Below are 26,566 nucleotides of genomic sequence, written 5' to 3' on the forward strand. Positions count from 1 at the left end.
GGGGCGTCGGGTCGGCTCAGGCCGGCTGGCTCGCCGCCATGATCGTCTCGACCACGTCGAGACCCTCGGCCTCGGCCCTCGCCGTGGCGTCGAGGACCCGCTGGTAGTCGTTCGGCATGACCTTGCGGAACCGCCCGACGGCGGCGCCCCAGTCGTCGAGCAGCGCGGCCGCCACCGGCGACCCCGTCTCCTCGGCGTGGCGGCGGACCATGCGCTCCAGGTCGTCCAGGTCGGCCTGGTCCATCTCGGCCAGCGCCACCATCTCGTAGTTGACCCGCTCGGGGAACGTGCCGTCGGGGTCGTGGACGTAGGCGATGCCGCCCGACATGCCGGCGCCGAAGTTCCGCCCGGTCGGGCCGAGCACGACCACGCGGCCACCGGTCATGTACTCGCAGCCGTGGTCGCCGACGCCCTCGACCACCGCGACGGCACCGGAGTTCCGCACGCAGAACCGCTCGCCGACGATGCCCCGCAGGTACACCTCGCCCTTCGTGGCGCCGTACAGGATCACGTTGCCGGCGATGATGCTCCGCTCGGCGACGAAGTCGGGGTGGGCGTCGACCGGTGGGCGCACGACGATGCGACCGCCCGAGAGGCCCTTGCCGACGTAGTCGTTGGCGTCGCCCCAGAGCCGCATGGTCACGCCCCGGGGCACGAAGGCGCCGAAGCTGTTGCCGGCCGAGCCGTCGAAGTCGATCACGATCGTGTCGTCGGGCAGGCCGGCGCCGCCGTGGCGCTTCGTCAGCTCGTGCCCGAGCATCGTGCCGACCGTCCGGTTGACGTTCTGGATCGGGATGCGGAGGTGCACCGGGGTGCCCTCGTCGAGCGCGTCGGCCGACTCGGTGATCAGCGTGTTGTCGAGCGCCTTGTCGAGCCCGTGGTCCTGCGCCCGCCGGTGGTGGAGGTCGTCGGACTCCCACGGCTCGACGACGTGCAGGATCGGCGACAGGTCGAGGCCCTGAGCCTTCCAGTGGTCGATCGCGGCCGAGGCGTCGATGAGCTCGGCGTGGCCGACGGCCTCCTCGATGGAGCGGAAGCCGAGCTCGGCGAGCAGCTCCCGCACCTCCTCGGCGATGAAGCGCATGAAGTTCTCGACGAACTCGGGCTGGCCCGAGAAGCGCTCCCGGAGCACCGGGTTCTGCGTCGCGATGCCGACGGGGCACGTGTCGAGGTGGCAGACCCGCATCATCACGCAGCCCGACACCACCAGCGGCGCGGTGGCGAAGCCGAACTCCTCGGCGCCCAGCAGGGCGCCGATCACGACGTCGCGACCGGTCTTGAGCTGGCCGTCGACCTGCACGACGATCCGGTCGCGGAGGCCGTTGAGCACGAGGGTCTGCTGGGTCTCGGCCAGGCCGAGCTCCCAGGGCGCGCCGGCGTGCTTCAGCGAGGTGAGGGGGCTGGCGCCCGTGCCGCCGTCGTGGCCGGAGATCAGCACCACGTCGGACTTGGCCTTGGCGACGCCCGCCGCCACCGTCCCCACGCCGACCTCGGCGACGAGCTTCACGTGGATGCGCGCCGCCGGGTTCGAGTTCTTGAGGTCGTGGATGAGCTGGGCGAGGTCCTCGATCGAGTAGATGTCGTGGTGCGGCGGCGGCGAGATCAGGCCCACGCCGGGCGTGGAGTGCCGGGTGTCGGCGATCCACGGGTACACCTTGTGGCCGGGCAGCTGGCCGCCCTCGCCGGGCTTGGCGCCCTGGGCCATCTTGATCTGGATGTCGTCGGAGTTCGTCAGGTACTCCGCCGTGACGCCGAAGCGGCCCGAGGCCACCTGCTTGATCGACGACCGCCGCAGGTCGCCGTTCTCGTCGGGGGTGAACCGGCGCGGGTCCTCGCCGCCCTCACCGGTGTTGGACTTGCCGCCCAACCGGTTCATGGCGATGGCCAGCGTCTCGTGGGCCTCGGCCGAGATCGACCCGTAGCTCATCGCCCCCGTGGAGAACCGCTTCACGATCTCCGACGCGGGCTCGACCTCGTCCAGCGGCACCGCCGGGCGGTCGCCGGCGCGGAGCCTGAACAGCCCGCGCAGCGTCGCCAGGTGCTCGGCCTGGTCGTCCACGAGCTTCGTGTACTCCTTGAAGATCTCGTACTGGCCGCTGCGGGTGGCGTGCTGCAGCTTGAAGACCGTCTTGGGGTTGAAGAGGTGGTACTCCCCCTCGCGCCGCCACTGGTACTCGCCGCCGGCCTCGAGCGTGCGGTGGGCGCGCTCCTCCTGGCGGAAGGGGTAGGCGCGGGCGTGGCGCCGGCGCACCTCCTCGGCGACCTCGTCGAGGCCGATGCCGCCCAGGCGGCTGACCGTTCCGGTGAAGTACTCGTCGACGAGCTCGGAGCCCAGACCGATCGCCTCGAAGATCTGCGCGCCGGTGTAGGAGGCCACGGTCGAGATGCCCATCTTGGACATCACCTTGAGGATCCCCTTGCCGACGGCCTTCCGGTAGTTGGCGACGGCGGCGTCGAAGTCGGTGACGGTGGTGGCCCGCTCGTTGATCATGTGCTCGATCGAGTCGAACGCCAGGTACGGGTTCACCGCGGCGGCGCCGTAGCCGAGCAGGAGCGCGAAGTGGTGCACCTCGCGGGCCTCGCCGGTCTCGACGATGAGGCCGACCTGCGTGCGGGTCTTCTCCCGGATCAGGTGGTGGTGGACCGCGGCGGTCGCGAGCAGCATCGGGATCGGCGCCAGGTCCTCGTTCGAGAGCCAGTCCGACAGCACGATGATGTTGGCGCCGTCCTCGATCGCCTCGGACACCTCGGCGCGGATGCGCTCGAGGGCGCGGGCCAGGCCTCGGCCGCCGGAGAACGCCGGGTACAGGCAGCGCACGGTCCGGGACTTGAACCGCGGGTCGGCCTCCTCGACGTGCTGGATCCGGTCGAGGTCCTCGTTGTTCAGGATCGGGTGCGGCAGCTCGAGCAGGTGGCACGACTGCGGACCGGGGTCGAGCAGGTTGCCCTCGGGGCCGACGACCTTGCTGAGCGACGTGACCAGCTCCTCGCGGATCGCGTCGAGCGGCGGGTTCGTCACCTGGGCGAACAGCTGCTTGAAGTAGTCGTAGACGAGCTTGGGGCGGTCCGACAGCACCGCGAGCGGCGTGTCGGTGCCCATCGAGCCGAGCGCCTCGACACCCGTGCGGGCCATCGGCTCGATGAGGATCCGGAGGTCCTCGTGCGTGTAGCCGAAGGTCTGCTGCTCGCGCAGCACCTCACGTGAGGACTCGCGGATGTGGGCGACCTCGGGCAGGTCCTCGAGGCGCAGCAGGTTGCTCTCGAGCCACTCCCCGTAGGGGTGGGCGGCGGCGAGGCCCTGCTTGATCTCGGCGTCGTCGATGATCCGACCCTGCTCGGTGTCGATCAGGAACATGCGGCCGGGCTGCAGGCGGCCCTTGGTGACGACGCGCTCCTGGTCGATCGGCAGCGTGCCGACCTCGGACGCCATGACCACCAGGCCGTCGTCGCAGACCCAGTAGCGGGACGGGCGCAGGCCGTTGCGGTCGAGCACGGCGCCGACAACCGTGCCGTCGGTGAACGTCACCGAGGCGGGGCCGTCCCAGGGCTCCATGATGCAGGCGTGGAACCGGTAGAAGTCCCGCACCGCGGGATCCATGTCGGTGTGCTTCTCCCACGCCTCGGGGATCATCATCAGCATGGCGTGGGGCAGCGAGTAGCCGCCGAGGTGCAGCAGCTCGAGCACCTCGTCGAGGCGGGCGGTGTCGGAGCTCCCGGGCGTGCAGATCGGGAAGATCCGCTCCAGCCCGGCGGTGCCGGCGCCGGTGGGGAACGCCTCGGAGCGCAGCAGCGCCTCCCGGGCCCGCATCCAGTTCTGGTTGCCCTGGACCGTGTTGATCTCGCCGTTGTGGGCGACGTAGCGGTACGGGTGCGCGAGCGGCCACGACGGGAACGTGTTCGTCGAGAACCGGGAGTGGACCAGCGCGAGCGCCGACTCGAAGCGCTCGTCGCGCAGGTCCTCGAAGAACTCGCCGAGCTGCGGCGTCGTGAGCATGCCCTTGTAGACCAGCGTGCGGCACGACAGCGACGGGAAGTAGACGGCGGCCTCGCCGTCGGGGCTCAGGATCTCGTGCTCGATCCGCTTGCGCACCACGTAGGCCAGCCGGTCGAGCTCGATGCCGCTGCGGATGCCGTCGGCGTCCGCGACGAACAGCTGGCGGAAGCTCGGCATGGCGCCCAGCGCCGTGGCGCCGATCATCGACGGGTCGACCGGGACGACGCGCCACCCCAGGACCTCGGCGCCCTCCTCGGCGCAGATCTTCTCGATGCCCGCGGCCGCGGCGTCCGCCTCGGCCTCGTCGGCCGGGAGGAAGCCGATGCCGACGGCGTAGCGACCCTGCTCGGGCAGCTCGAACGGCAGCACCGCCCGCAGGAAGGCGTCCGGCACCTGCACGAGGATGCCCGCACCGTCACCGGTGTTCTCCTCGGCGCCGGTGGCGCCGCGGTGGTCCAGGTTGCACAGCGACGTGAGGCCCTTCTGGACCAGGTCGTGGGAGGGTCGGCCGTGCAGGTCGCAGACGAAGGAGACGCCGCAGGCGTCGTGCTCCTGGTCGGGGTGGTAGAGGCCCACCGGTCCGGGGCGGGCCCCGGGCAGACGGTTGGTCATGGTGCTCCTGTTGCGGTGCGTCCGGGGACGCCGGACGAGAGTCTGGGTCGGGGGTCGGCCGTGGTCGGTCGCCCCGAGCAGTCGACGTTGACTGCAACAGCTGCGGTTCGCCGCGAGCATGGGTGGGCCGGCGTCGTCGGCGGCCCTGTCCCCGGCCGTCGTTGGCGCTGAGGACGTTGCCGGACCGGCGCAGCCGGACCCGGCAGGGGGTCGGGCAAGACTAGCCGAGCGCTCCCGATCCACCCAACGCGTTCCCACCGGGGGGTGCCCCGACGCTCCCCCGCCCTCGGGTGGCCCTCCGGCGACCCTCGCGGGCCGCCCGAGCGACCCCGGGGCTCACCGTCGCGGGCACGGCGGTGCCGTAGCGTTGCCCGCCGTGACGACCGCCCGACGGACCCTCCTCATGGTCGCTGCGGTCGCCCTCGCCGCCGGGCTGCTCGCGTCGTGCGCCGGCGACGACGGGGGGCCGACGGCGAGCGGCGCCGGCTCGGACGCCACGGCCCGGGGCGACGTCACGACCACGACCGCCGGCACGACGACCACCCGGGGGCCGACCGGCAGCGGCCAGCCGGTGACCCTCGCCTTCGCCGGCGACACGAACTTCCAGGACCAGCTCGGCGCCGTGCGCTCCTCGCCCGGGTCGGTCCTCGGGGCGATCGCCCCGACGCTGTCGGCTGCGGACCTGACGATGGTCAACCTCGAGGCGGCGCTCGGCACCGGCGGATCGCCCCAGCCGAAGGACTTCACGTTCCATGTGCCCGAGCAGGCGGTCGCGGCCCTGCAGGCCGCCGGGGTCGACGTCGTGACGATGGCCAACAACCACGGGATGGACTTCGGCCCGGCCGGCCTCCAGGACTCGCTGCGGATCAAGCGCGCCGGCGGCTTGCCGATCCTCGGGATCGGCGGCGACGACGCCGAGGCGTACACCCCCTGGATCACCGAGGTGAAGGGCCAGCGGATCGGGTTCGTGGCCGCCAACGACGTGTTCGACGCCGCGCTGACCGGCGCGTGGACGGCGGGTCCGGGCCACCCCGGGTTGGCCAGCGCCGAGGAGGCGCACCAGGCCCGGCTCGCGCAGGAGGTCCAGGCCCTCCGACCGCAGGTCGACACCCTCGTCGTCTTCCTCCACTGGGGCACGGAGCGCCAGACCTGCCCGAACCCTCGCCAGAAGGAGCTCGCCGATCTGCTCGTTGGCGCCGGTGCCGACATCGTCGTCGGCTCGCACCCGCACCGCCTCCAGGGCGTCGGCTACGACGGCCAGCAGTTCGTCGCCTACTCGCTCGGCAACTTCGCCTTCAAGGCCAACTCTCCCGAGGGCGCGGCCACCGGCGTGCTGACGGTGACGGCCACCGGCCGCCGCATCGACGGCTACACCTGGACCCCGGCGGTCATCCGCGGGAGCATCCCGTACCCGCTCACCGGCGCGGCCGCCGACGCCGCCCAGGCGACGATGGCGCAGCGCCAGGCGTGCGCCGGGCTCACCCCGGCCGCGACCCCCTGACCGCCCGACCGACAGGAGGCCCACCATGAGCGCCGAGCCCGCCGGCGACGTCGCCGACCTGACCAGGTTCATCGACGCATCGCCCAGCCCGTACCACGCCGTCGCGACGGCCCGGGCCCTGCTCGACGCTGCCGGGTTCGCGGCGCTGGACGCCGGCGGGGCCTGGACGGCCGGCGACGTCGAGGGCCCGGCCTACGTGGCCCGGGACGGCGCGCTGGTGGCGTGGGTCCCGGGCGGCGACCGCGACCCGGGCGCCCCGATGCGGCTGATCGGCGCCCACACCGACTCCCCCGGCCTGCGGATCCGGCCCCGGCCCGACCGCGGCGTCGGCGGGTGGCGCCAGCTCGGCATCGAGGTCTACGGCGGCGCGCTCCGGAACTCGTGGCTCGACCGCGACCTCGGCCTCGCCGGCCGGGTCGCGGTCCGGCGGACGGACCCCGAACGGCCCGGGTCGGGATCGGACGGGACGGACGGGACCGAGCACCGGGCGTTCCGCACCGCCGGCGCGGTGATGCGGGTCCCGCAGCTCGCGATCCACCTCGACCGCGAGATCTCGACCGAGGGTCTGTCGCTGAACCCGCAGCAGCACCTCACGCCGGTCTGGGGCCTCGGCGAGGCCCACGAGGGCGACTTTCGCACGTGGCTCGCCGACCAGGTCGGGGTGCACGACGACGACGTCGTCGCGTGGGAGGCGATGGCGTTCGACGTGCAGCCCGCCGCGGTGATCGGCGCCCACGGCGACCTGCTGGCGGCGCCGCGCCTGGACGACCAGGCCTGCTGCTGGGGGGCGCTGGCCGCGCTGGTCGCGGTCGCCGCGGGTGCGGCGCCGCCGGCGGTCACGTCGGTCGTGGTCCTCAACGACCACGAGGAGATTGGCTCGACCACGGCGACCGGCGCCGACGGGGCCTGGCTCGAGCAGGTGCTCGAGCGGCGGGCGGCGGCGCAGGGTGGGACCCGCGCCGACCTGCTGCGCTCGCTCGCGGGCTCGATGCTGCTGTCGGCCGACATGGCCCACGCCACGCACCCCAACTACCCCGAGCGCCACGAGCCGGGGCACTGGATCCGCGCCGGGGGCGGCCCGGTGGTCAAGCACAACGTGAACGCCCGCTACGCGACCGACTCCGGCAGCGCCGCCGCGTTCCGGGCCGTCTGCAGGTCCGCAGGCGTGGCCGTGCAGGACTACTCCCACCGCGGCGACCTCCCGTGCGGATCGACGATCGGTCCGCTGACCGCGGCCCGCCTCGCGGTCGACACCGTCGACGTCGGCATGCCGATGCTGTCGATGCACTCGGCGCGGGAGCTGATGGCGGTCGCGGACGTGACGCCGATGCGCACCGCGTTCACCGCCTGGTTCACCGCCACATAGGCCGCCCAGGGATATAGGGGTGCACAGCGACATCCCTTGTCGCGATCCCGACCAGAGAAACTCGAGCGAACGACGACCCGGACGCGACGGAGCCGGGCACGAGGCCCGGCTCCGGTCGACGTTCGGGTGGGATGCCGCTCAGGCGTTGAGCAGGTCCCGGGCGCCGGTGTCCGAGGACGGGTGGCGCAGCTTGGACATGGCGCGGGCCTCGATCTGGCGGATGCGCTCCCGGGTCAGGTCGAAGTGCTCGCCGACCTCCTCGAGCGTCCGGGGCTCGCCCCGGTCCAGGCCGAAGCGGAGCGAGAGGATCTCGCGCTCGCGGTCGTCGAGCGGCATCATCAGCCGGCTGATCTGCGCCGGCAGGAGCGACTCGGCCGCGGCCTCGAACGGCGAGGCGGCCGTCGGGTCCTCGACGATGTCGCCGAGCTCGGCGTCGCCGTCCTCGCGCAGCGGCGTGGACAGCGACAGCGTGTCGGCGGCGAAGCGCAGGATCTCGGTGACCTTGTCCTCGGGCATGTCGAGGTCGGCGGCCAGCTCGGCCACGGTCGGGCGACGCCCGTAGGCGGTCTCGAGCCGGACCCGGGCCTTCTGGACGCGGGCGAGGTTGTCGCCGGCGTGGACCGGGAGCCGGATCGTGCGGTTGGTGTTGGCGATGCCCCGCGTCAGCGCCTGACGGATCCACCACGTGGCGTAGGTGGAGAACTTGAAGCCCTTGCGCCAGTCGAACTTCTCGACGGCGTGCATCAGGCCGAGGTTGCCCTCCTGGATGAGGTCGAGGAGGGGCATGCCCGACGCCTGGTACTTCTTGGCGATCGACACCACGAGCCGCAGGTTCGACTGGACGAAGGAGCGCTCGGCCTCCTCGCCGGCCTTGACGAGCTTCCGCAGCTCACGCTTGCGGGACGGCGACAGGCTCCGCTCGTTGGCCTCCAGCTCGCCGGCCGCCTCCTTGCCCGTCTCCATGGCCTGGGCGAGGCGCGACTCGTCGTCCTTGGTCAGCAGCGGGTACTGACCGATCTCGCTGAGGTACAGCCGAACGAGGTCTTCCTCATCGCGCTCTGCTCGCTGCTTTGCCACCTGCACACCTTTCATTGACGCCGGCTCTGCTGACACCTGGCGGGCTCGCTGGGATGTCGATCCGATGGGACGTACGATCGCCGTCGGGACCTGCTCGCACCGCTGCCGGGCCCGGCAGCCGGGACCGAGGTTCCGGTGACGTGCGCAGCATGTGTGGGGTAGAGTCCGCCGCCGCTCGGGGGAGGCCTCATGGTACGACGCGTGTCAAGGAGGTGACCGGTCGGATTCCCCTTGATCCGGCGCCGGTCGCGGGCCGTGTGGGACATGCACCTACCCGGAACGCCGGGATTCCAGCACTTCTCGGGCACCCAGGGTGGCACTGAGCACACTCACAGTGCCCTCCCCCTCCCTGAGCGCCGCTCAGGACCGCCGCATCGCGCCGCCGTCGGGCGTCCCGGTGGGGCGTCGCCGGCCCCCGGCCGCCCGGGAACCGGGCCGTCGGCGCGGAGGTAGCGTGCGACCGTGCAGGTCGACGAGGCACGTCGGGTCCTCGGCCTGGCCCCGGACGCAGAGATCGATGCCGTCGCGGTGCGCGCCAGCTACCGCCGCCTCGTCCGGACCGCGCACCCCGACGTCAGCTCGCACCCCGACGCCGCGGCCCGGACCGCCCGGCTGACGCTCGCCTACCGGGTGCTCAGCCAGGCGCTCGCGACGGGCGCCCCGACCAGGGGCGCGCCGCCCCGTCCGCCGACGCCGCCGGCCGCCCGACCCGGGTCCCGCCCGGCGCCCACGCCGCGCCCCGGGCCACCGACGCCGCCGCGGCCCCGCATCGGTGTGCGGCTGCTCGACGACGAGTCGATCGCGGTCGAGGCCCCCGCCGAGGAGACGCTGATGCTCCTGCTCGACACCGCGCACTCGCTGGGCGAGATCAGCTACCTGGACCGGACCGCGGGTCTCGTCGAGGTGATCGTCGAGTTCGTCGAGGCCCCGACCAGCTCCGTGCTGTTCAGCCTGCAGGGCCGCGCCAACGGCACGACCGAGGTGTTCTGCACCGTGGAGCCGCTCAGCGGCGGCGAGGCGCCGCCCGCCGACGCGGTCACTCGCCTGGTGCTCGCGACCCTCCGCGACGAGCAGGGCTGACGGCTCAGCTCCGGCGGGAGCGGCCGAGCTTCGTCCGCAGGTCGGTGCCGAACCGGGCCCGCAGCGTCGCGATGCCGACGGCGTCGAGGTGCTTCGGCACCGGGAACCACCAGAGCTCCCGGGGAACCTTGAGGCGCCGCCCGAGCACGGACTTCACGTTCGACATCTCGCGCAGGCCCTCGGCCCCGTGGACGCGCCCGATGCCCGAGCTCTTCACGCCGCCGAAGGGCAGTCCGGTCACGGCGTACGACACGATGCAGTCGTTGATGCACACGTTGCCGGCCTGCAGGCGGTTGGCGATCTGGACGCCGCGGTCGTCGTCCTCGGTCCACACCGAGCTGTTGAGCCCGTACGGCGAGTCGTTGGCCAGCCGCACGGCCTCCTCGGCGTCGCGCACCTTCATGATCGGCAGCACCGGGCCGAAGGTCTCCTCGGTCATGAGGTCCATCGAGTGGTCGACGTCGACGACAACCGTCGGCGGGAACCACAGGCCGTCGCGGTCGGTGCGGGTGCCGCCGGCGAGCACGGTCGCACCCTTCGCGACGGCGTCGGCGAGGTGCCGCTGCACGATCTCGACCTGCGGCTCGAACGTCATCGCCCCGATGTCGCCCTGGCCGCTGTCGTCCTGGCGGATGGTCGCCACCTCGGCGAGCACCCGGGCCACGAACTCGTCGTAGACCGGCTCGGCGACGTAGACCCGCTCGACCGACATGCACGTCTGGCCGGCGTTCTGCATCGACCCCCAGACCGCGCCGCGGGCGGCGTGGGCGACGTCGGCGTCCTCGAGCACGACCATCGGGTCCTTGCCGCCCAGCTCGAGCAGCACCGGCGTGAGCGAGTCGGCCGCGGCGGCCATGACCCGCTTGCCCGTCCGCACCGAGCCGGTGAACGTCACCTTGTCGACGCCGCCGCGGACGAGCGCCTCGCCCGTGGCCCCGCCGCCGGTCACGACCTGGACGAGATCGCCCCACGTGTCGTCGGCGAAGAGCTGGCCGATGGCCAGGCCGACCGTCGGCGTCACCTCGGACGGCTTCAGGACGACCGTGTTGCCGGCGAACAGCGCGGTCACGATCGGCGTCATCGACAGCGTGAAGGGGTAGTTCCACGGGCTGATCACGCCGATCACGCCCATCGGCTCGTAGCGCTTCCACGCCGACTTGTGGGCCAGCGTGCCCGACGGGACGTGCTGCGGCCGCAGGATCCGCTCACCGTGCTTGGCGTACCAGTCCATCGTCTCGCACACGGCCATCAGCTCGGTGGTGACGGCCTCGGCGCGCTGCTTGCCGGTCTCGGCGCAGATCACGCCGACGAGCTCCTCGGCGCGGTCGAGCAGGCGATCGCGCACCTCGAGCAGGTGGCGGCTCCGCTCCTTGTACGTGAGCGCCGACCACGGCCCGAAGGCGGCGCGAGCGCGCGCGACCGCGGCCCGGACCTCGGCGGCGGACTGGTCGGGGACGATCGCGAGGAGCGCGCCCGTACGGGGGTCGAAGGTCTCGATGGAGGGCCCGCCGGACTCCTCGTTGCCCTCGGGCGCCGCGCCCTCCGGCACGCCGGCCCCACCGGTCCTGACCTGCCCCATGGTCGATGTCATGCGCGCCACGCTAGACGGCCGACCCTCCCGACGTCCCCGGCGGACCTCCGCTCGCGCCCGCCGTCGGGCCGTCGGCGTCAGGCCAGGGCGTCGCGCAGGGCGAGGCAGATGCGGTCCACGGCGCGCCGGCCGATCTGCGTGGAGGTCATCTGCACGAAGGCGTGGATGGCGCCGTCGAAGCGCTCGGACTCGACCGGGACGCCGGCCGCCTCGAGCGCGACGGCATAGGCCTCGCCCTCGTCGCGCAGCGGGTCGTACTCGGCGGTCAGCACCAGCGCGGGGGCCACGTCGGAGAGGTCCTCGACCCGCATCGGGTTCACCGACGGATCGGTCGGGTCGACGTCGGAGCTCCGCACGTAGTGATGCATGAAGAAGTCCATCGTCTCGGCGGTGAGGAGGTACCCCTCGCCGTTGGTCCGCAACGAGGCGAAGCGCTCGTGGTCGCCGACGAGGTCGGTGACCGGGTAGATCAGCACCTGGAGCCGCAGCGGCGGCAGGTCGGGCTCGGCCCGACGCCGCTCGGACCAGTGCAGCGCGGCGAGCGCCGCGAGGTTGCCCCCCGCCGAGTCGCCGCCCACCGCCACCCGATCCGCGTCGATGCCGAGGCCGTCGGCCCGGGCGACCACGTCGGCGAGCGCGGCGTCGACGTCGTGCACGGCCGCTGGCGCGGGGTGCTCGGGGGCCAGTCGGTAGTCGACCGACACCACCACGGCCTCGGCGCCGACGGCGAGCTCGCGGCACAGCGCGTCGTGGGTGTCGAGCGACCCGATCACGAACCCGCCCCCGTGCAGGAACACGAGCGCGGGGGCCCGCTCCTCGGCCGGCAGGGCGACCGGGCGGTACCGCCGTGCCGGCAGCGGCCCGTCGGCGCCGGCGACCTCGATGTCCTCGACCTCGACGTCCTCGGGGCCCGTCCCGAACGCCGCGCACAGCAGGGCGAAGCCCTCCCTCGCCACCTCAGGACCCGCCTCCATGGGCGGGGGCGCCCCGGTCGCCGCGATCAGGTCCAGCACGGGCTGCAGCTCGTCGTCGACAGGCAATGGTCCCCCCGGATCACCACTGGGCAGAACGACCCAACGTCCGCCGGGCCGGGAGGCTCAAGTCACGGAGCCTCCCTGCCGACACGGTACTTGTGATGAAGCACCGCACCGCTCCCAGCGGGCGGGGGATCGGCGGTTGGCGGGGGACCCGTCTCGGCCGCGTCTACCGCCACCGCCGCGCCCGCTCCGACCGCGGCGCGGCCCTGATCGAGGCGGCGATCATCCTGCCGGTGCTCATGATCTTCCTCCTCGGGATCATCGAGTTCGGCCTCGTGTACGCGACCGGCGCCACCGCCACCGGTGCGAGCCGCAGCGGCGCCCGCCTGGCCGCCGCGACCTTCGGGCCGAACAAGGCGAACCTGACCCCCGCCGCCGGCGAGGTGGCGAACGCCGTGTCGGCCGACCTCACCGCGCTCACCAGCGCGGTGCCGATCGGGATGGTCGTGTACCGGGTGAACCCGACGGGCACCGACGGCGCCCCGGTCGGCGGCTTCCCGTCCTCGAACGACACGATGAGCGGCGGCTGCACCGCTAACTGCTTCCGCTACAAGTGGAACTCCAGCACCAAGAAGATGGAGGCCAACGGCGGGCCGGGCTGGGCCAACCCCGAGGTCTGCACCGCCGGCTCCATCGACAACGTCGGCGTCTGGGTGCTCATCCGCCACAGCTACCTGACCAAGCTGATCGGCCAGTACAACTACGTCGAGGGCAAGACGGTCATGCGGCTCGAGCCGGTCCCGACGGACCAGTGCACATGAGCCTCCGGCGGTCGGAGCACTCCGGGGGCGAGCCCGGGCGCATGCGGCGTCGCATCAAGCCGTGGCGGGAGCGCGATCGCAGGGAGCGCGGCATCGCCATGGTGTGGATGGCGCTGACCCTGCTCACGATGGTGCTGTTCGCCGGCTTCGCCGTCGACGTCTCGAACTGGTACCTCCGCGCCGAGCGCATCCAGCGCGCCGCGGACGCCGGCGCCCTGGCCGGCGTCTCCTACCTGCCCGGCGACCTCGGCACCGCGACGACGCTCGCCAAGGACGTCAGCAAGCGCAACGGCTACGCCGAGGGCGGCTCCCAGAACACGGCGATCGCCGTGACGCAGGAGGCCAACCCGAACCGGCTGCGGGTGAAGATCACCACCGACGTCCCGACCTTCTTCCTGGGGCTGATCGGGATGGACAAGCTCCGGATGACGCGCGGGGCGGTGGCCGAGTACGTCGCCCCGGTGCCGATGGGCTCGCCGGAGAACAAGCTCGGCAACGACCCGGCCCGGAGCCAGAACACGCCCCAGTTCTGGATCAACGTGGCCGGCCCGAACTCGACCAAGGAGTCGGGCGACCGCTACCAGGCCAAGAACTGCTCGACCAGCTACGCCAACTGCACCGGCACCGGCAACCCGGGCATCAACAACGACGACTACTCGTTCGACGGCTACTTCTTCTCGCTCAAGGTGAAGAGCGTCGTGGCGGGCCAGCCGCTCAACGTCCAGGTCTACGACCCGGCGTTCACCTACGTCGGCGACACGTGCGGGTCCAACATGCCCACGCAGGCCCAGGCCAACGCGCTGCAGGCGCTGCCGGGCAACCCCTACCCCGACGCGGCCTCGAGGTACGCCCCGGGGCTGACGACGTGGTGCACCGGCGACCAGGACATCGGCGGCAGGACCACCAGGACCACGTTCATCGTCCGGGCCCCCGACACCACCCCCTGGAACAACCTCGACAACCCGATCGTGTCGGGCTGCACGGTGACCATGCCGTACTTCACCCCGGGAGAGAACGGGTTCGGGACGATCAACGAGATGCTGACGCCGACGAACGCGAAGTACAACGCGCAGTTCGCGTCGCTGTTCCGCCAGAACGTGACGGTCTGCAGCATCCCGGCGGCATCGGTCAAGACCGGCGACTACATCCTGCAGGTCCGCTCGAACGTGACGTCGGCGGCGCCGACGACCTACAGCTCGTCGGTGACCGACGGCGGCCACAACCGCATGTCGATCTTCACCGGCTTCGGGACCGCGGGACTGGCCGCGGTCGACGGCACGAACGTCACGATCAACGCCCTCGGCCGCCTGCCGATCTACGCCAACGCCGACGCCGCCAACACCACCTTCTACCTCGCGCGGGTGCTCCCCTACGACGCCGGGCGGACCCTGCGGATCACGCTCTGGGACATGGGCGACGCCAGCCAGGCCGGCACGCTGCAGATCCTCCCGCCGGCCGAGTACGCCACCACCTTCGCAGGCTGCAAGTTCGCCAAGACGGGCACCGGCACGATGACCACCAGCGCCTCGACGTGCACGATCAGCAACGTGTCGAGCAGCACCGGCTTCAACGGTCAGCTCGTGACGATCGACATCCCGATCCCGTCGGACTACGACTGCGACGACGACGTCGGGACCGGCTGCTGGATCAAGGTCCGCGCCGCCTTCCCTGCCGGAGTGAGCGACACGACCACCTGGTCGGCCGCCATCCTCGGCAACCCGATCCGCATCGTCGAGTAGCGCCGCCGCTCCCCGGGCGAAGGCGAGGCGATCAGGCCTGGGCCCGGTCCCGCTCCCACTCGGCGATCCGCTCCCCCATGGGCGTCGACGGCGGACCGTCCGCGAACGGCCAGATCTCCTCGGCGATCGCCCGCCAGTTGGCGCGCGCCCGCAGGTCGCCGAACAGCGCGAACAGCCCCATGTTGATCCGCTGCACGATCACCATCGACGGCGGGAGGTTGGCCGCCTTCATGATCTCGGCGTGCGGTCCGCTCAGGTCGAAGAAGCGCCGCACCGAGTCAGACGACCACTCGGGCGTGATCTCCACGACGCTCGGCTCCATCACGAACTCGTAGAAGTGGCCGAAGTACTCGACCAGCTCGTCGTCCGACACGACCAGGTCGGGCGACAGCAGCCCGATCCGCTCGATGACCCGGCGGAAGCGCGGGATGTCGCGGTCGAGCACCATCGCCCGGATCATGTCCTCGAAGTCGCGCACCTCGTCGGGGGTGAAGCGCTTGCAGAGCCCGAAGTCGAGGAAGGTGATCCGCCCGCCCGGGTGGAAGAGGTAGTTGCCGGGGTGCGGGTCGCCGTTGAACGCGTGCAGCTGGTAGATGCCGCCGAAGGCGAACCGGTAGAGGCACTCGGCGGCGAGCTGGCGCTCCTCGTCGGGCCAACCGACCACCTCGGAGAACGGCGCGCCCTGCACGAGCTCGGTGGTGAGCACCCGCGCCGTCGACAGCTCGTCGAACACGGCGGGCACGTGGATGTACGGGTGGCCGCGGTAGTGGTCGACGAAGATCCGCTGGTGGGCGGCCTCGATCCGGTAGTCGAGCTCCTCGACCAGCCGCTCGCGGAGCTCGGCCACGATCGGGCCCGGGTCCATGCCGGGGAACAGCAGGCCCATGACATTGAACAGCAGGTCGGTGTTCTCGAGGTCCGCGGCCACGGCCCGGTCGACGCCCGGGTACTGGACCTTCACCGCGACCGCGGCGCCGTCCCAGGTCACCGCCCGGTGCACCTGGCCGATCGACGCGGCGGCCAGCGGGACCGGGTCCCACTCCGCGAAGACCTGCTCGGGCGCACCGCCGAGCTCGGCGCGCACCACCTGCTCGACCAGCTCGGGCGCCATCGGCGGCGCGTTCTGCTGGAGCTCGGCGAGCGCCTCCCGGACCGGCTCGGGCAGGCCCTGGTCGAGGTAGCTGGCCATCTGGCCGAGCTTCATCAGCGCGCCCTTCATGCCGCCGAGCATCTCGGCGACCTGCTCCGCGCTGCGGAGCTGGAACTCGTCGGCGAGCTCCTTGCGCCGCTCCTCGTCGGCCAGCGCGGAGCGGGCCCGCATGGACACGTAGCTCGTGCCCGTGCGGGCGCCCATCCGGGCCATCGTCGCCGTGCGCCGGAGCTGGTCGGCGCGCACGCCGTCCCGGCGCGTCGCCGCCACCAGCGCGGCCGCCGCACCGGCGGCGCCGGCCACCGCACCCGCCAGGGCGAGCGCCCTCCCGCGCCTCATGGCTGCTCCCGACGCCCCGGACCGACGATCAGCTCTCGGTGATCGTCACGCTCTCGATGACGACGTCGTCCTTCGGGCGGTCGCCGGGGCCCGTGGGCACCTTCTCGAGCGTCGACAGCACGTCGAAGCCGTCGATGAGCTTGCCGAACAGCGAGTAGTTGGGCGGCAGCGTCACGCCGTGGGCACCGGACACGATGAAGAACTGGCTGCCGTTGGTGTTGGGTCCGGCGTTGGCCATCGCCAGGGAGCCGATCTCGTACTTGCCGGGCTCGGGGAGCTCGTCGGCGAAGCGGTAGCCGGGACCACCGCGACCGGAGCCCTCGGGGCAGCCGCCCTGGATCATGAACTCGCGGATGATCCGGTGGAAGATCAGGCCGTCGTAGTAGTGGTACCGGGCCAGCGACACGAAGTTGTTGACCGTCTTCGGCGCCCGCTGCGGGTACAGGTACGCGGTCATCGTCCCGTGGTTGGTCACGATCTCGGCCGTGTAGCTCTTCTCGGGGTCGATGCACATCGGCATCTCCCCGTCGAAGCTGGTCTGGCGGGGGGAGGATCCGTCGGCAGCGGGGCAGTCGGTCATCGGGGCACTCCTCGGGTCGGCGAAGGTCGGAACCGGGACCGGCGCACCCTAGTGCCGGGGCCGCCGACCGCCCGGACACGGGTCGAGGCCCGCTCCCCCGGCGGCGGACCCCCTCAGCGGCCGCGTCAACGGAACCCGGCGAGCGCGGCGTCGGCGGCCGGCTGGTCGAGCACCAGCACGGCGGCGCCGCCCTTGCGGGCGCCCTTCGTGGGCAGGATCACCGTGGTCGGTTCGGCGCCGCTGAGCTTCCGTGCCAGCCCGATCAGGTCGAAGAGGCCGATCGAGTCGTCGAGCACGAGCCCGTCCGACAGCGCCTCGGTGACCCCGACGAGCTCGAACGGGTTGCGGGTCGCGCCGACCTCGCCGAGGGCGGTGCGGAGGAACTGCTGCTGGCGGCCCTGGCGGCCGAGGTCGGCCGTGGGGTCGGTGACCTCCTCGCCGTCGATCTTCTCCGTGTAGTGGCGGGACCGTGCGTACGCGAGCGCCTGGCGCCCGTCGAGGGTGACCGGACCCGACTGGTCGACGTACAGCCCGGAGTGGGTGTCGAAGGCGGGGTTGGGGAACTCGATCTCGATCCCGCCGAGCGCGTCGACCACGCCGACGAAGCTCTCGAAGCCGACCTCCATGTAGTGGTTCACCGGGACCTTCAGGTTGTCCTTGACGGTCTGGACCAGGTTGGCCGGCCCGCCGTTGTACGCGCCGTTGATGCGACCCTGCTTGCCACTCGAGGCGACCGTGACCCAGAGGTCGCGGGGGATCGACATCATCTGGCTGCCGTCGGGCCCGACCCGCAGGAGGATGATCGTGTCGCTGCGCTTGCCGGTAACCGTGCTCTCGCCGCCGACCGGGACGTCGGGGTCGAGGCCCTCACGGGAGTCGGAGCCGACGAGCAGGTAGTTCACGGTGTCGCCCGAGACCGGGTCGAGCACGTCGGACAGGTCGACGCGCTCGATGCCCCGGTAGGCGCGGTACGCCCGGCCCACCAGGAGCCCGACGCCGAGGAGGAGCAGCACGGGGATGCCGATGGCCACCCACCGGACCCAGCGCCGACGGCCGCGCGGGCCCTTGGGCGGCTTCGGCGGCTTCGGCGGCCGGGGCTTCGCGGGCGGCGGCTGCTGCGGCCGTTCCCGCCGCCCGGGGTCGATCGGTGCGGTGCGCGGCCGTTCCGGCAGGGGTCGGGGCGACGTCGGCGGCCGGTCCGTCCCCGGCGCCGGTCGGACCGGCTGCGGCTCCCGGGCCGGCGCCTGGGGCGCGGGCTCCCGGGGCGGCTCCGGTCGGGGCTGCCACGCCGACGGCGGTCGGGACGCTGGCGGGCTGCTCGACGGCGGGTCCGGGGTGCCACCCGGCGCGGGCACGAAGTACTGCCGACCCGGTCCCGCGGCGCGGCGCGGGCTGCGGGGGACGCCGCCATCGGGCGCGCCGCGCTGGTCGTCATCCGGTCCGGCCACGGGCACAAGTCTGGCCGCGGTCCCTCCGCCACCGGCGAACCCACCCCGGGCGGTTCTCAGCTGCCGGCGGCCTCTAGCGTGTGCGCCCGCATGCCCCCGCCCGACCCGACCGCCGTCAACGCCAACGCGTACGCGATCGCGTACCGGCTGCTCGGCGACCGCCCGGCGTCCCAGGCCGCCGTCGGCATCGCGATCCAGCGGGTCCAGGCCCGGGGTGCCCTCGACGGCCCGAACTGGCTGGCCCACATCGCCGCCGCCACCGTCGCGCAGGCCGTCGGCGTCGCCGCCACCGGCGCCCAGCCGTCGTCGGACCCCGCGCACGACGGCCTCCGGACCGCCATGCGCCGGCGGCTGGCCTCGGCGTCGGACGAGGAGCGCGTGGCCGCCGCGCTCCACCACCTCGCCGGCTACTCGATCGAGCAGGTCGCCGGCTTCATGGGGCGCCCCGTCGACGAGGTCGCTCGCCTGGCCGGCGCGCTGGCTCCGCCCCCCGGCGTGTCGTACCGCGACCTCGGCGACCCGGAGCTCGTCGGCCCGACCGAGGAGCGCCGGGCGCCCCGACGCCGCACGGCGAGCGTGTCGACGATCGCGACCGTCCTCGTCGTGCTCGCGCTGGTCCTGGTGGTCAGCCGCTGCGTCGGCCCCCGCCCGACCCTCGGCCCCGAGCCCGAGCGCGAGGCGGCCAGCATCGGTCCCGACGTGGCGTCGTCGCCGTCGCCGGGCTGCGACGGTCCGGCCCAGAGCCCGGGGACCTACGCGTCGGCGGCGCGGTCCGGCGGGGACGACGTCCCGTACCGCCTCGCGGTGCCGGCGGCGTCCGCCCCGCTCCCCGGGGAGGGCGGAGACGACGGACCGGCGTCGTCGACCACGACGCCGAGCGCCACCGCCCCGGTGCCGCGGGCGCTGCTGGTGGCGATCGCCGACACCGGGCAGACCGCGGACGCCTTCGCCACGACCTCGGGGCTCGAGCGCGAGGCGCTCGACGCCGGGTACCTGGTCGCCACCGTGGCGCCGCCGGCGCCGGGCACCACCGCCGCGGTCCCGGGTGTGCAGGCGGTGCTGGAGTCCGTGGTCCGGACGAGCTGCGTCGACGCGAACCGGGTGACCGTGGCGGGGCTCGGCTCCGGCGGGCAGACCGCCACCGCCGTCGCCTGTGCCATCCCCGCGCAGGTCGCGGTCGCCGCCGCGGTCGGCGGCGCCTCCATGCCGCAGGACTGCGGGCTCTCCCCCGCCGTGTCGCTCCAGCTCCTGTGGGCGGCCGACGACCAGGCGCTCCCGCCCACGGGCGGCTACGGCCCCCGGGCGACCCCTCCGTCGCAGGCCGCCTCGCCCCTGCCGCCGATGCCCGCCGGCGAGGTCACCGAGGACTGGGCCCGGGCGATCGGGGCCGGGCAGCCACAGCGGTCCACCGGCCCCGACGGGACCGCCGTCGAGGAGGCCTCGTCAGAGGACGGCGCCACGGTGCGGTGGGTGACGGTGCCGACCGGCGGTCACGGGTGGACCGACGCGACGACTACCGCCGTGCTCGTGTTCGCACAGGACCACGCCCGGGCGACCTGAGCGCGACGCCCCCGCTCAGTGGATCGGCCCGTCGCCGTCGCGGAGGCTGCCGGCCGACCGGCCCGTCCGACGGGCGATGATCTCGGCGCAGATCGAGATCGCGGTCTCCTCGGGGGTGCGGGCGCCGATGTCGAGACCGATCGGCGCCATGATCCGCCCGAGCGCCTCGTCGCCGACGCCGGCCTCCCGCAGGCGCTCGACGCGGTCGGCGTGGGTGCGGCGCGAGCCGAGCGCGCCGATGTAGCCGGCGTCGGTCCCGAGCGCCTCGACGAGGGCCGGCACGTCGAACTTGGCGTCGTGGGTCAGGACGCAGATCGCGTCCGCCGGACCGAGGAGCGCGCCCACGTCGCGGAGGTGCCGGTCGGGCCAGTCGACCACCACCTCGTCCGCCTCGGGGAAGCGGGCCGGGGTGGCGAACACCTCGCGGGCGTCGCACACGGTCACGTGGAACCCGAGCACCTTGCCGACCCGGACGAGCGCCCCGGTGAAGTCCACGGCCCCGAACACGACGAGCCGTGGCGGCGACGTGAAGGACTCGACGAAGACGCCCACGGTCGTCTCGACCGCCTGGCCCTGCGGCCCGTAGTGGCGGACCGTCGTGCGGCCCTGAGCGAGCTCGCCGAGCGCGTCCCTGGTCACCACCCGGTCGAGGTCGGGGTGCCCCAGCGTGCCGACCGCCGTGCCGTCGAGTCCGACGAGGAGCTTCGATCCGCTCCCCGGCCCTTCGACGACCGTGGCCAGCGCGACCGGGCGACCGGTCCGCAGCGCCGAGCGCAGCAGGTCCGACAGCGGGGCCCCGCCCTCGGCCCCCGGCGCGGTCACCAGTCCAGCGGCTCGAGGAACAGGTGGATCGTGCCGCCGCACGTGAGCCCGACCGCCATGCCCTCGGCGTCGCTGTAGCCGAACGTGATCAGGCGCCGCTCCTCGCGGTCGAGGACGTCGAGCGCCTCGGTCACCACGGCGGACTCGACGCAGCCGCCCGACACCGACCCGGCCACCTCGCCGCGGTCGGTCACGACCATCGCGGCCCCGGGCTCGCGCGGGCCCGATCCGGCGACCTCGACGACGCGCGCGATCGCCACCCGACGACCCTGCCGACGCCACGCCGTGGCCTGCTCGAGCACGTCCTGCACGACCCCGACGGTACGCCGCCGCTCCCGCCCCGCCACCCCGTGCGGGACCCTCTTCACGCGCTGTTCACAGGTCCGGCCCCTCGCTCGGCCCGCGCCGCCGCGGCGACGCGGGATGCCAGACTGCCCGGATGCGCATCTCGGCCAAGGTCGACTACGCCGTGCGGGCCGCCGCCGAGCTGGCACAGCGGTCCCCGGGCCGCTCGGCGGGCGCAACGACCGGCGAGACGATCGGCGAGGCCCAGGGCATCCCGACGAAGTACCTCGAGAACATCCTGGCCGAGCTCCGACGGTCCGGCATCGTCGGCAGCCGCCGCGGCGCCGACGGCGGCTACTGGTTGGCCCGTCCCGCCGACGAGGTGTCGATCGCCGACATCGTCCGCGCCGTCGAGGGCCCGCTGGCCGACGTGCGCGGCGAGGCGCCGGAGGAGCTGTCGTACGAAGGTCCGGCGCAGCCGCTCGAACGGGTGTGGATCGCGACCCGGGCGAGCATCCGCCAGGTGCTCGAGGCGACCACGCTCGCCCACCTGGTGGCCGACGACCTCCCGCCCCACGTCGCCGAGCTGCTCACCGACGAGTCGGCCTGGACCCGCCGCTCCAACTTCTGAGCGCCCGCGCCCGGCCCGTGCCGGAGGCCGACGGGCTCAGTCGGCCGAGAGGAAGAGCGTCTTCGACTCGGTGTAGTGCTCCAGCGCCGCCAGACCGAGCTCGCGACCGACGCCGCTGCGCTTGAAGCCCCCGAAGGGCAGCTGGTAGCGCACGCTGCGGTTGGTGTTGACGCTCATCACGCCGGTGCGGACCGCCTTGCCGACGCGGACGGCCCGGCCGACGTCGCGGGTCCAGAGCGTGCCCGACAGGCCGTACTCGCTGTCGTTCGCGATCGCGACGGCGTCGTCCTCGTCGTCGAACGGGATGACCGTCACGACCGGGCCGAAGATCTCCTCGCGGGCGATGCGCATCGAGTTGTCGACGCCCGCCACGACGGCGGGGGTCAGGTAGAAGCCCGGGCCGCTCGACTCGCCGCCGCACAGCACCTCGGCGCCCTCGGACCGGCCGATGTCGAGGTACTCGAGGCTGGTCGACCGCTGGCCCTCGGAGATCATCGGACCGACCTCGGTCGCCTCGTCGGCCGGGTCGCCGACCACCATGCGAGCGGTCCGCTCCACGACTCGGGCGACGACGTCGTCGTACACGGACCGCTCGACGAGGACCCGGCTGCGGGCGCAGCAGTCCTGGCCGGCGTTGGCGAACACCGAGTACGGGATGGCGTCGATCGCGGTCTCGAGGTCGGCGTCGGCGAAGACGATCGCCGCCGACTTGCCGCCGAGCTCCAGCGAGATGCGGGTGATGTTCGGCGACAGCGTGCGCAGCAGGTGCGAGCCGGTCGACGAGTCGCCCGTGAACGAGATCTTGTCGACCCGGGGGTCGGCCACGAGCGCGTCGCCGACGCTGGCGCCGGGACCGGGCAGCACCGTGACGCACCCGGCCGGCACGCCCGCCTCGACCAGCAGCTCGCCGAGCATCAGCGCGGTGACCGGCGTCAGCGAGGCCGGCTTGAGGATCACGGCGTTGCCGCACGCCAGCGCCGGCGCCAGCTTCCACGTGGCGATCAGCATCGGGAAGTTCCACGGCACGATCAGGCCGCACACCCCGACGGGGACCTTCAGCACCAGGCCGAGGCCGGCGTCGGGCGTCGGGACGACCGCACCGAGGTGCTTGTCGGCGGCGCCGGCGTAGTACTCGAAGACGTCGGCCATGGCCCCCGCCTCCCACCGCGCGTCCTCGATCGTGTGGCCGGCGTTCGCCACCTCGGCCCACGCGAACGCGTCGAGCCGCTCGCGGATGAGCGCGGCGGCCCGCAGCAGGACCTTGCCGCGGGCGGTGGCGTCGACGTCGGCCCACACGCCCGAGTCGAACGCAGCCCGCGCCGTGGTGATCGCCCGCTCCAGGTCGGGCGGACCGGCCTTGGCGATCGACGCCAGCTCCACGCCGGTCGACGGGTCGGTGACGGTGAAGGTCGCGCCGTCGGCGGCCGGGGTTCGCTCGCCGCCGATCAGGAGGTCCATGTGGCTGGGGACGAGGCCGCGGTCGGCCGCCGCACCCGCTGGGGCCTGGGGGGAGGTCATGGACGGCGAGTGTAGGAAGCGCGGGTGCGGGACCCCCATCCGGGCGTGGCTATCGTGCGGCGCCATGGCAGCGAACAGCGGTGCAGGACGACTCGACGGCAAGGTCGCGCTCATCACGGGCTCGGCGGCGGGACTGGGGCGCGTGGCCGCGGAGCTGTTCGCCGCCGAGGGCGCCGACGTGGTGATCGCCGACGTCACCGACGGCACCGAGGCGGTCGAGGCCATCGCCGCCGGGGGCGGACGGGCCGCCTTCGTGTCGACCGACGTGACCGACGAGGACTCGGTCCGCGCCGCGGTCGAATTCGCCACGAGCGAGTTCGGCGGGCTGCACGTGCTCTACAACAACGCCGGCGTGTCGCTGGCCGACGACGACGGCGTGGTGAACACCGACGTCTCGGTGTGGGACCGCACGCTGCAGGTCAACGTCACCGGCGTCGCGCTGGGCTGCAAGCACGGCATCCCGGCCATGCTCGAGACGGTCGAGGCCGACCGGGCGGCCGGGCGCACCGGCGGCGCGTCGATCATCAACGTCGCCAGCTTCGTCGCCCACCTCGGCGCCGCCACCCCGCAGATCGCCTACACCGCGTCGAAGGGGGCGGTGCTGGCCATGACCCGGGAGATCGCCGTCATCCACGCCCGACAGGGCCTCCGCGCCAATGCGCTGTGCCCCGGGCCGGTGCTCACACCGCTCCTGGCGAAGTACCTCGACGACGACGCCAAGCGCCAGCGCCGCCTCGTCCACATCCCGATGGGCCGCTTCGGCGAGCCGCAGGAGATCGCCAACGGGGCGCTCTTCCTCGCGTCGGACGAGTCGAGCTTCATGACCGGCCAGTCGCTGCTGGTCGACGGCGGCATCACCGCCGCCTACACCACGCCGGAGTAGCCCCTCGACCCGGAGGTCCACCGTGCCGATCCGGATCACCCGCCGGTCCCGGACGCTGCCCGACGAACGCCTGCTCGAGTGGGAGGAGCACTTCGACGAGTGGCGCGGCTGGCGGCGCTTCACCGAGGGCCGGCTGGACGGGGAGCCCGTGACCGACACCGAGCTCGCCCGCCTGCTGGCGGGGCGCTGAGCCGCGCCGGACACCGAGCCGCGCCGGACGCTGAGTCGGCCGGAGGTGCGCCGCGCCGGGGCGGGCCGGCCGGCCCGTAGCGTGGAGCGATGACCCGGGACATCCTCGACGACCGCCTGCTCGGCGCGCTCCACCTGCGGGCGCTGACGAGGTCCGGGCTGCGCCACGACCCGGTCGCGGAGCACGTGGCCTTCCAGGCCGGGACGCTCGACGCGCTGATGGCCGGCCGCTACGACGGCGACGCCACCATCGGGGAGCTGCTCCGGCACGGCGATCTCGGCATCGGCACCACGCAGGGCCTCGGCGGCGAGCTCGTGGTGCTCGACGGACGGGCGTTCGTCGTCGACGGCGACGGCGCCGTCGCGCCGGTCCCGGCGTCGACCGCCACGCCCTTCGCGGTCGTGTGCCGGTTCGCACCGGCGGTCTCGGTCCCGGCCGACGACCTCGACCTCGCGGCGCTGCGCGAACGCATCGACGCGCTCGCGCCCGCCGGCAGCGACGTCGTGGCCGTCCGCGTCGACGGCCGCTTCGCCGGGGTCCGCCTGCGGAGCGTCCACGCCCCGTCCCCGCCGTACCCGCCGCTCGCCGAGGTGACGGCGCACCAGACGGAGTGGGCGGTGCCCGAGGTCGACGGGACCCTGGTCGGGTTCCGCTTCCCCGACGCCACCGCGGGCGTCGAGGTCCCCGGCTACCACCTCCACCTCCTCTCCGAGGACCGCCAGGTGGGCGGCCACGTCCTCGACGCCCGCCTCGTCCGGGGCACGATCGCCCTCGACGGCGTCGACGAGCTGCACGTCGAGCTCCCCGAACACGTCGGCCTGGGCGTGCCCGGCGCGGCCGACCGCGCCGCGATCCGCTCGGTCGAGGGCGGGTGATCGACGGCGGCGCCGGGGTGGCGGAGCGGCCGCTCCACGCCGGCGGGTCCGCCGCCACGCCGGTGACGTGACTCGCGAACGTCGTTCGGGCCGTACGATCACGGGATGCCCGAGACCGGCCTGATCGACGTCCCCGCCCTCTCCCGCCTCGTCGACGACGGGACCATCGACACGGTCGTGGTGGCGTTCACCGACCTCCAGGGCCGGCTCATGGGCAAGCGGGTCACGGGTCGGTTCTTCATCGACCACATCCTCGGCGAGGGCGGCGACCCCGCGACCGGCGAGGGGATCGAGGCGTGCGACTACCTGCTCACCGTCGACGTCGACATGAACGTGGTCGAGGGGTATCGCTTCGCCAACTGGGAGGCCGGCTACGGCGACTTCCGAGGCCGCCCCGACCTCGCCACGCTGCGGGTCACGCCCTGGCTCGAGGGCACCGCGCTCGTGCTGGCCGACGTGCTCGACAACGCGGACGACTCCCCCGTCGCCGTGTCGCCCCGCCAGGTCCTCCGCCATCAGCTCGACCGGGCCGCCGAGCGGGGGCTGCAGGTCATGGTCGGCTCGGAGCTCGAGTTCTTCGCCTACGACGCCGGCTACGACGAGCTGGCCCGCAACGACTACCGGGACCTCCACGACCGGACGAGCTCCTGGTACAACCTCGACTACCACGTCCTGCAGACGACCAAGGACGAACCGCTGCTGCGGGCGCTGCGCAACGGCATGCTCGCCGCCGGCCTGCCCGTCGAGTTCTCCAAGGGCGAGGCCGCGCCGGGCCAGCACGAGCTGAACCTCCGCTATGCCGACGCGCTGACGATGGCGGACAACCACACCATCTACAAGAACGGCGCCAAGGAGATCGCCCACCTCCAGGGCAAGGCGATCACGTTCATGGCCAAGCCGAAGATCGACGAGCCGGGCTCGAGCTGCCACATCCACTCCTCGATCTGGAGCCTCGACGGCGAGCCGCTCTGCCCCGCCGGGACCGGGTCGGACGACCCGTACGACATGTCGCCGCAGTTCCGGGCCTGGCTGGGCGGCCTGCTCGCGCACTCCCGCGAGCTGTCGCTGTGCTTCGCCCCGTTCGTGAACTCCTACAAGCGCTACCAGCCGGGCTCGTGGGCGCCGACCGCGGTCGTGTGGTCCCCCGACAACCGCACGTGCGGGCTGCGGCTCGTCGGCCACGGCGCCGGGATGCGCGTCGAGTCGCGGATCCCCGGCGCCGACTGCAACCCGTACATCGCGTTCGCGGCGATCGTCGCCGCCGGCCTCGACGGCATCGACCGAGGCCTCGACTGCGGCGACCCGTTCGTCGGCAACGGCTACACGGCGACCGACGTCGAGCGCATCCCGTGGAACATCGTCCAGGCGATCGACGACTTCGAGCGGTCCGAGTTCGCGAACGAGGCGCTCGGCGACGACGTGCACTTCCACCTCCTGCACACGGCCAAGGAGGAGTGGCGCGCCAGCAACGACGTCGTCACCGAGTGGGAGCTGCGCCGCAACTTCGAGCGCATCTGACCCACCCCG

The 26,566-nt window shown here is 73.2% G+C and carries 21 protein-coding genes; 11 read left to right on the forward strand and 10 right to left on the reverse strand.

Going from position 1 to position 26,566, the window contains the following annotated elements:
• Positions 1-16: 16 nt before the first annotated feature.
• Entirely contained in the window at positions 17-4,606 is a 4,590-nt protein-coding gene (gene gltB / locus LH044_RS02850) for a glutamate synthase large subunit (RefSeq protein WP_227758288.1), read from the reverse strand.
• A gap of 376 nt (positions 4,607-4,982) precedes the next feature.
• On the opposite strand from gltB, the gene LH044_RS02855 reads away from it, so the two are divergent.
• Together LH044_RS02855 and LH044_RS02860 are read left to right on the forward strand one after the other, a co-directional pair.
• A complete protein-coding gene (locus LH044_RS02855) occupies positions 4,983-6,107 on the forward strand; it encodes a CapA family protein (protein ID WP_227758289.1) in 1,125 nt (374 codons plus the stop codon).
• 25 nt (positions 6,108-6,132) lie between these two features.
• The gene (locus LH044_RS02860; protein ID WP_227758290.1) at positions 6,133-7,473 is read left to right on the forward strand and encodes a M18 family aminopeptidase; all 1,341 of its coding nucleotides are present in this window, start codon (positions 6,133-6,135) and stop codon (positions 7,471-7,473) included.
• 138 nt (positions 7,474-7,611) lie between these two features.
• Here LH044_RS02860 and LH044_RS02865 read toward each other — a convergent pair whose 3' ends face one another.
• On the reverse strand, positions 7,612-8,550 hold the full coding sequence (locus tag LH044_RS02865; protein ID WP_227758291.1) for a sigma-70 family RNA polymerase sigma factor: 939 nt from the start codon (positions 8,548-8,550) through the stop codon (positions 7,612-7,614).
• Between the two features lie 462 nt (positions 8,551-9,012).
• On the opposite strand from LH044_RS02865, the gene LH044_RS02870 reads away from it, so the two are divergent.
• The gene (locus LH044_RS02870) at positions 9,013-9,630 is read left to right on the forward strand and encodes a J domain-containing protein (RefSeq protein ID WP_227758292.1); all 618 of its coding nucleotides are present in this window, start codon (positions 9,013-9,015) and stop codon (positions 9,628-9,630) included.
• 4 nt (positions 9,631-9,634) lie between these two features.
• Here LH044_RS02870 and LH044_RS02875 read toward each other — a convergent pair whose 3' ends face one another.
• Together LH044_RS02875 and LH044_RS02880 are read right to left on the reverse strand one after the other, a co-directional pair.
• A complete protein-coding gene (locus tag LH044_RS02875) occupies positions 9,635-11,221 on the reverse strand; it encodes an aldehyde dehydrogenase family protein (protein WP_227758293.1) in 1,587 nt (528 codons plus the stop codon).
• A 77-nt stretch (positions 11,222-11,298) separates the two neighbouring features.
• The gene (locus LH044_RS02880; protein WP_227758294.1) at positions 11,299-12,234 is read right to left on the reverse strand and encodes an alpha/beta hydrolase; all 936 of its coding nucleotides are present in this window, start codon (positions 12,232-12,234) and stop codon (positions 11,299-11,301) included.
• 122 nt (positions 12,235-12,356) lie between these two features.
• On the opposite strand from LH044_RS02880, the gene LH044_RS02885 reads away from it, so the two are divergent.
• Together LH044_RS02885 and LH044_RS02890 are read left to right on the forward strand one after the other, a co-directional pair.
• Positions 12,357-13,019: a TadE/TadG family type IV pilus assembly protein gene (locus tag LH044_RS02885; RefSeq protein WP_227758295.1), complete on the forward strand. Its 663-nt coding sequence runs from the start codon at positions 12,357-12,359 to the stop codon at positions 13,017-13,019.
• A complete protein-coding gene (locus tag LH044_RS02890) occupies positions 13,016-14,758 on the forward strand; it encodes a pilus assembly protein TadG-related protein (protein ID WP_227758296.1) in 1,743 nt (580 codons plus the stop codon). Before LH044_RS02885 ends, LH044_RS02890 begins: the two co-directional genes overlap by 4 nt.
• 31 nt (positions 14,759-14,789) lie before the next feature.
• On the opposite strand, the gene LH044_RS02895 is transcribed toward LH044_RS02890, so the two are convergent.
• The 3 genes from LH044_RS02895 to LH044_RS02905 all read right to left on the reverse strand — a co-directional run bounded on the left by LH044_RS02895 (position 14,790) and on the right by LH044_RS02905 (position 17,858).
• The gene (locus tag LH044_RS02895; RefSeq protein WP_227758297.1) at positions 14,790-16,247 is read right to left on the reverse strand and encodes an ABC1 kinase family protein; all 1,458 of its coding nucleotides are present in this window, start codon (positions 16,245-16,247) and stop codon (positions 14,790-14,792) included.
• Between the two features lie 28 nt (positions 16,248-16,275).
• Complete coding sequence (locus LH044_RS02900; RefSeq protein ID WP_227758298.1) at positions 16,276-16,827, reverse strand: peptidylprolyl isomerase; 552 nt, start codon at positions 16,825-16,827, stop codon at positions 16,276-16,278.
• Positions 16,828-16,952: 125 nt separating this feature from the next.
• Positions 16,953-17,858, reverse strand: a complete 906-nt coding sequence (locus tag LH044_RS02905) for an LCP family protein (protein ID WP_227758299.1) — start codon at positions 17,856-17,858, stop codon at positions 16,953-16,955.
• Positions 17,859-18,365: 507 nt separating this feature from the next.
• Here LH044_RS02905 and LH044_RS02910 point away from each other — a divergent pair.
• Complete coding sequence (locus LH044_RS02910; RefSeq protein ID WP_227758300.1) at positions 18,366-19,835, forward strand: hypothetical protein; 1,470 nt, start codon at positions 18,366-18,368, stop codon at positions 19,833-19,835.
• 15 nt (positions 19,836-19,850) lie between these two features.
• Here the strand turns inward: LH044_RS02910 and LH044_RS02915 are convergent, their stop codons facing one another.
• Positions 19,851-20,657, reverse strand: coding sequence for an XdhC family protein (locus LH044_RS02915; RefSeq protein ID WP_227758301.1), 807 nt, complete (start codon positions 20,655-20,657; stop codon positions 19,851-19,853).
• Entirely contained in the window at positions 20,654-20,968 is a 315-nt protein-coding gene (locus LH044_RS02920; protein ID WP_227758302.1) for an XdhC family protein, read from the reverse strand. Before LH044_RS02920 ends, LH044_RS02915 begins: the two co-directional genes overlap by 4 nt.
• A gap of 128 nt (positions 20,969-21,096) precedes the next feature.
• Here LH044_RS02920 and LH044_RS02925 point away from each other — a divergent pair, with 128 nt between their 5' ends.
• Entirely contained in the window at positions 21,097-21,573 is a 477-nt protein-coding gene (locus tag LH044_RS02925; protein ID WP_227758303.1) for an RrF2 family transcriptional regulator, read from the forward strand.
• A 36-nt stretch (positions 21,574-21,609) separates the two neighbouring features.
• Here the strand turns inward: LH044_RS02925 and LH044_RS02930 are convergent, their stop codons facing one another.
• The gene (locus tag LH044_RS02930) at positions 21,610-23,091 is read right to left on the reverse strand and encodes an aldehyde dehydrogenase family protein (RefSeq protein ID WP_227758304.1); all 1,482 of its coding nucleotides are present in this window, start codon (positions 23,089-23,091) and stop codon (positions 21,610-21,612) included.
• 64 nt (positions 23,092-23,155) lie between these two features.
• Here LH044_RS02930 and LH044_RS02935 point away from each other — a divergent pair, with 64 nt between their 5' ends.
• The 4 genes from LH044_RS02935 (at position 23,156) to LH044_RS02950 (ending at position 26,557) form a co-directional block, all read left to right on the forward strand.
• Positions 23,156-23,974 carry an SDR family oxidoreductase gene (locus tag LH044_RS02935; protein ID WP_227758305.1) on the forward strand — a complete coding sequence of 273 codons (819 nt, stop codon included), beginning with the start codon at positions 23,156-23,158 and terminating at the stop codon, positions 23,972-23,974.
• A gap of 22 nt (positions 23,975-23,996) precedes the next feature.
• Positions 23,997-24,164, forward strand: a complete 168-nt coding sequence (locus LH044_RS02940) for a hypothetical protein (protein WP_227758306.1) — start codon at positions 23,997-23,999, stop codon at positions 24,162-24,164.
• Between the two features lie 89 nt (positions 24,165-24,253).
• A complete protein-coding gene (gene budA / locus LH044_RS02945) occupies positions 24,254-25,039 on the forward strand; it encodes an acetolactate decarboxylase (RefSeq protein WP_227758307.1) in 786 nt (261 codons plus the stop codon).
• Positions 25,040-25,144: 105 nt separating this feature from the next.
• Complete coding sequence (locus tag LH044_RS02950) at positions 25,145-26,557, forward strand: glutamine synthetase family protein (RefSeq protein WP_227758308.1); 1,413 nt, start codon at positions 25,145-25,147, stop codon at positions 26,555-26,557.
• Positions 26,558-26,566: the final 9 nt, after the last annotated feature.

Source organism: Dermatobacter hominis, from assembly GCF_020715685.1.
Lineage (GTDB): Bacteria > Actinomycetota > Acidimicrobiia > Acidimicrobiales > Microtrichaceae > Dermatobacter > Dermatobacter hominis.

What these genes read in the sequence shown, in the direction of transcription:
- LH044_RS02890 (WP_227758296.1), top strand. Translation starts at nt 13,016, where the DNA reads ATGAGCCTCCGGCGGTCGGAGCACTCCGGGGGCGAGCCCGGGCGCATG.
- LH044_RS02950 (WP_227758308.1), top strand. Translation starts at nt 25,145, where the DNA reads ATGCCCGAGACCGGCCTGATCGACGTCCCCGCCCTCTCCCGCCTCGTC.
- LH044_RS02885 (WP_227758295.1), top strand. Translation starts at nt 12,357, where the DNA reads ATGAAGCACCGCACCGCTCCCAGCGGGCGGGGGATCGGCGGTTGGCGG.
- LH044_RS02925 (WP_227758303.1), top strand. Translation starts at nt 21,097, where the DNA reads ATGCGCATCTCGGCCAAGGTCGACTACGCCGTGCGGGCCGCCGCCGAG.
- gltB (WP_227758288.1), bottom strand. Translation starts at nt 4,606, where the DNA reads ATGACCAACCGTCTGCCCGGGGCCCGCCCCGGACCGGTGGGCCTCTAC.
- LH044_RS02875 (WP_227758293.1), bottom strand. Translation starts at nt 11,221, where the DNA reads ATGACATCGACCATGGGGCAGGTCAGGACCGGTGGGGCCGGCGTGCCG.
- LH044_RS02860 (WP_227758290.1), top strand. Translation starts at nt 6,133, where the DNA reads ATGAGCGCCGAGCCCGCCGGCGACGTCGCCGACCTGACCAGGTTCATC.
- LH044_RS02910 (WP_227758300.1), top strand. Translation starts at nt 18,366, where the DNA reads ATGCCCCCGCCCGACCCGACCGCCGTCAACGCCAACGCGTACGCGATC.
- LH044_RS02930 (WP_227758304.1), bottom strand. Translation starts at nt 23,091, where the DNA reads ATGACCTCCCCCCAGGCCCCAGCGGGTGCGGCGGCCGACCGCGGCCTC.
- LH044_RS02895 (WP_227758297.1), bottom strand. Translation starts at nt 16,247, where the DNA reads ATGAGGCGCGGGAGGGCGCTCGCCCTGGCGGGTGCGGTGGCCGGCGCC.
- LH044_RS02935 (WP_227758305.1), top strand. Translation starts at nt 23,156, where the DNA reads ATGGCAGCGAACAGCGGTGCAGGACGACTCGACGGCAAGGTCGCGCTC.
- budA (WP_227758307.1), top strand. Translation starts at nt 24,254, where the DNA reads ATGACCCGGGACATCCTCGACGACCGCCTGCTCGGCGCGCTCCACCTG.
- LH044_RS02900 (WP_227758298.1), bottom strand. Translation starts at nt 16,827, where the DNA reads ATGACCGACTGCCCCGCTGCCGACGGATCCTCCCCCCGCCAGACCAGC.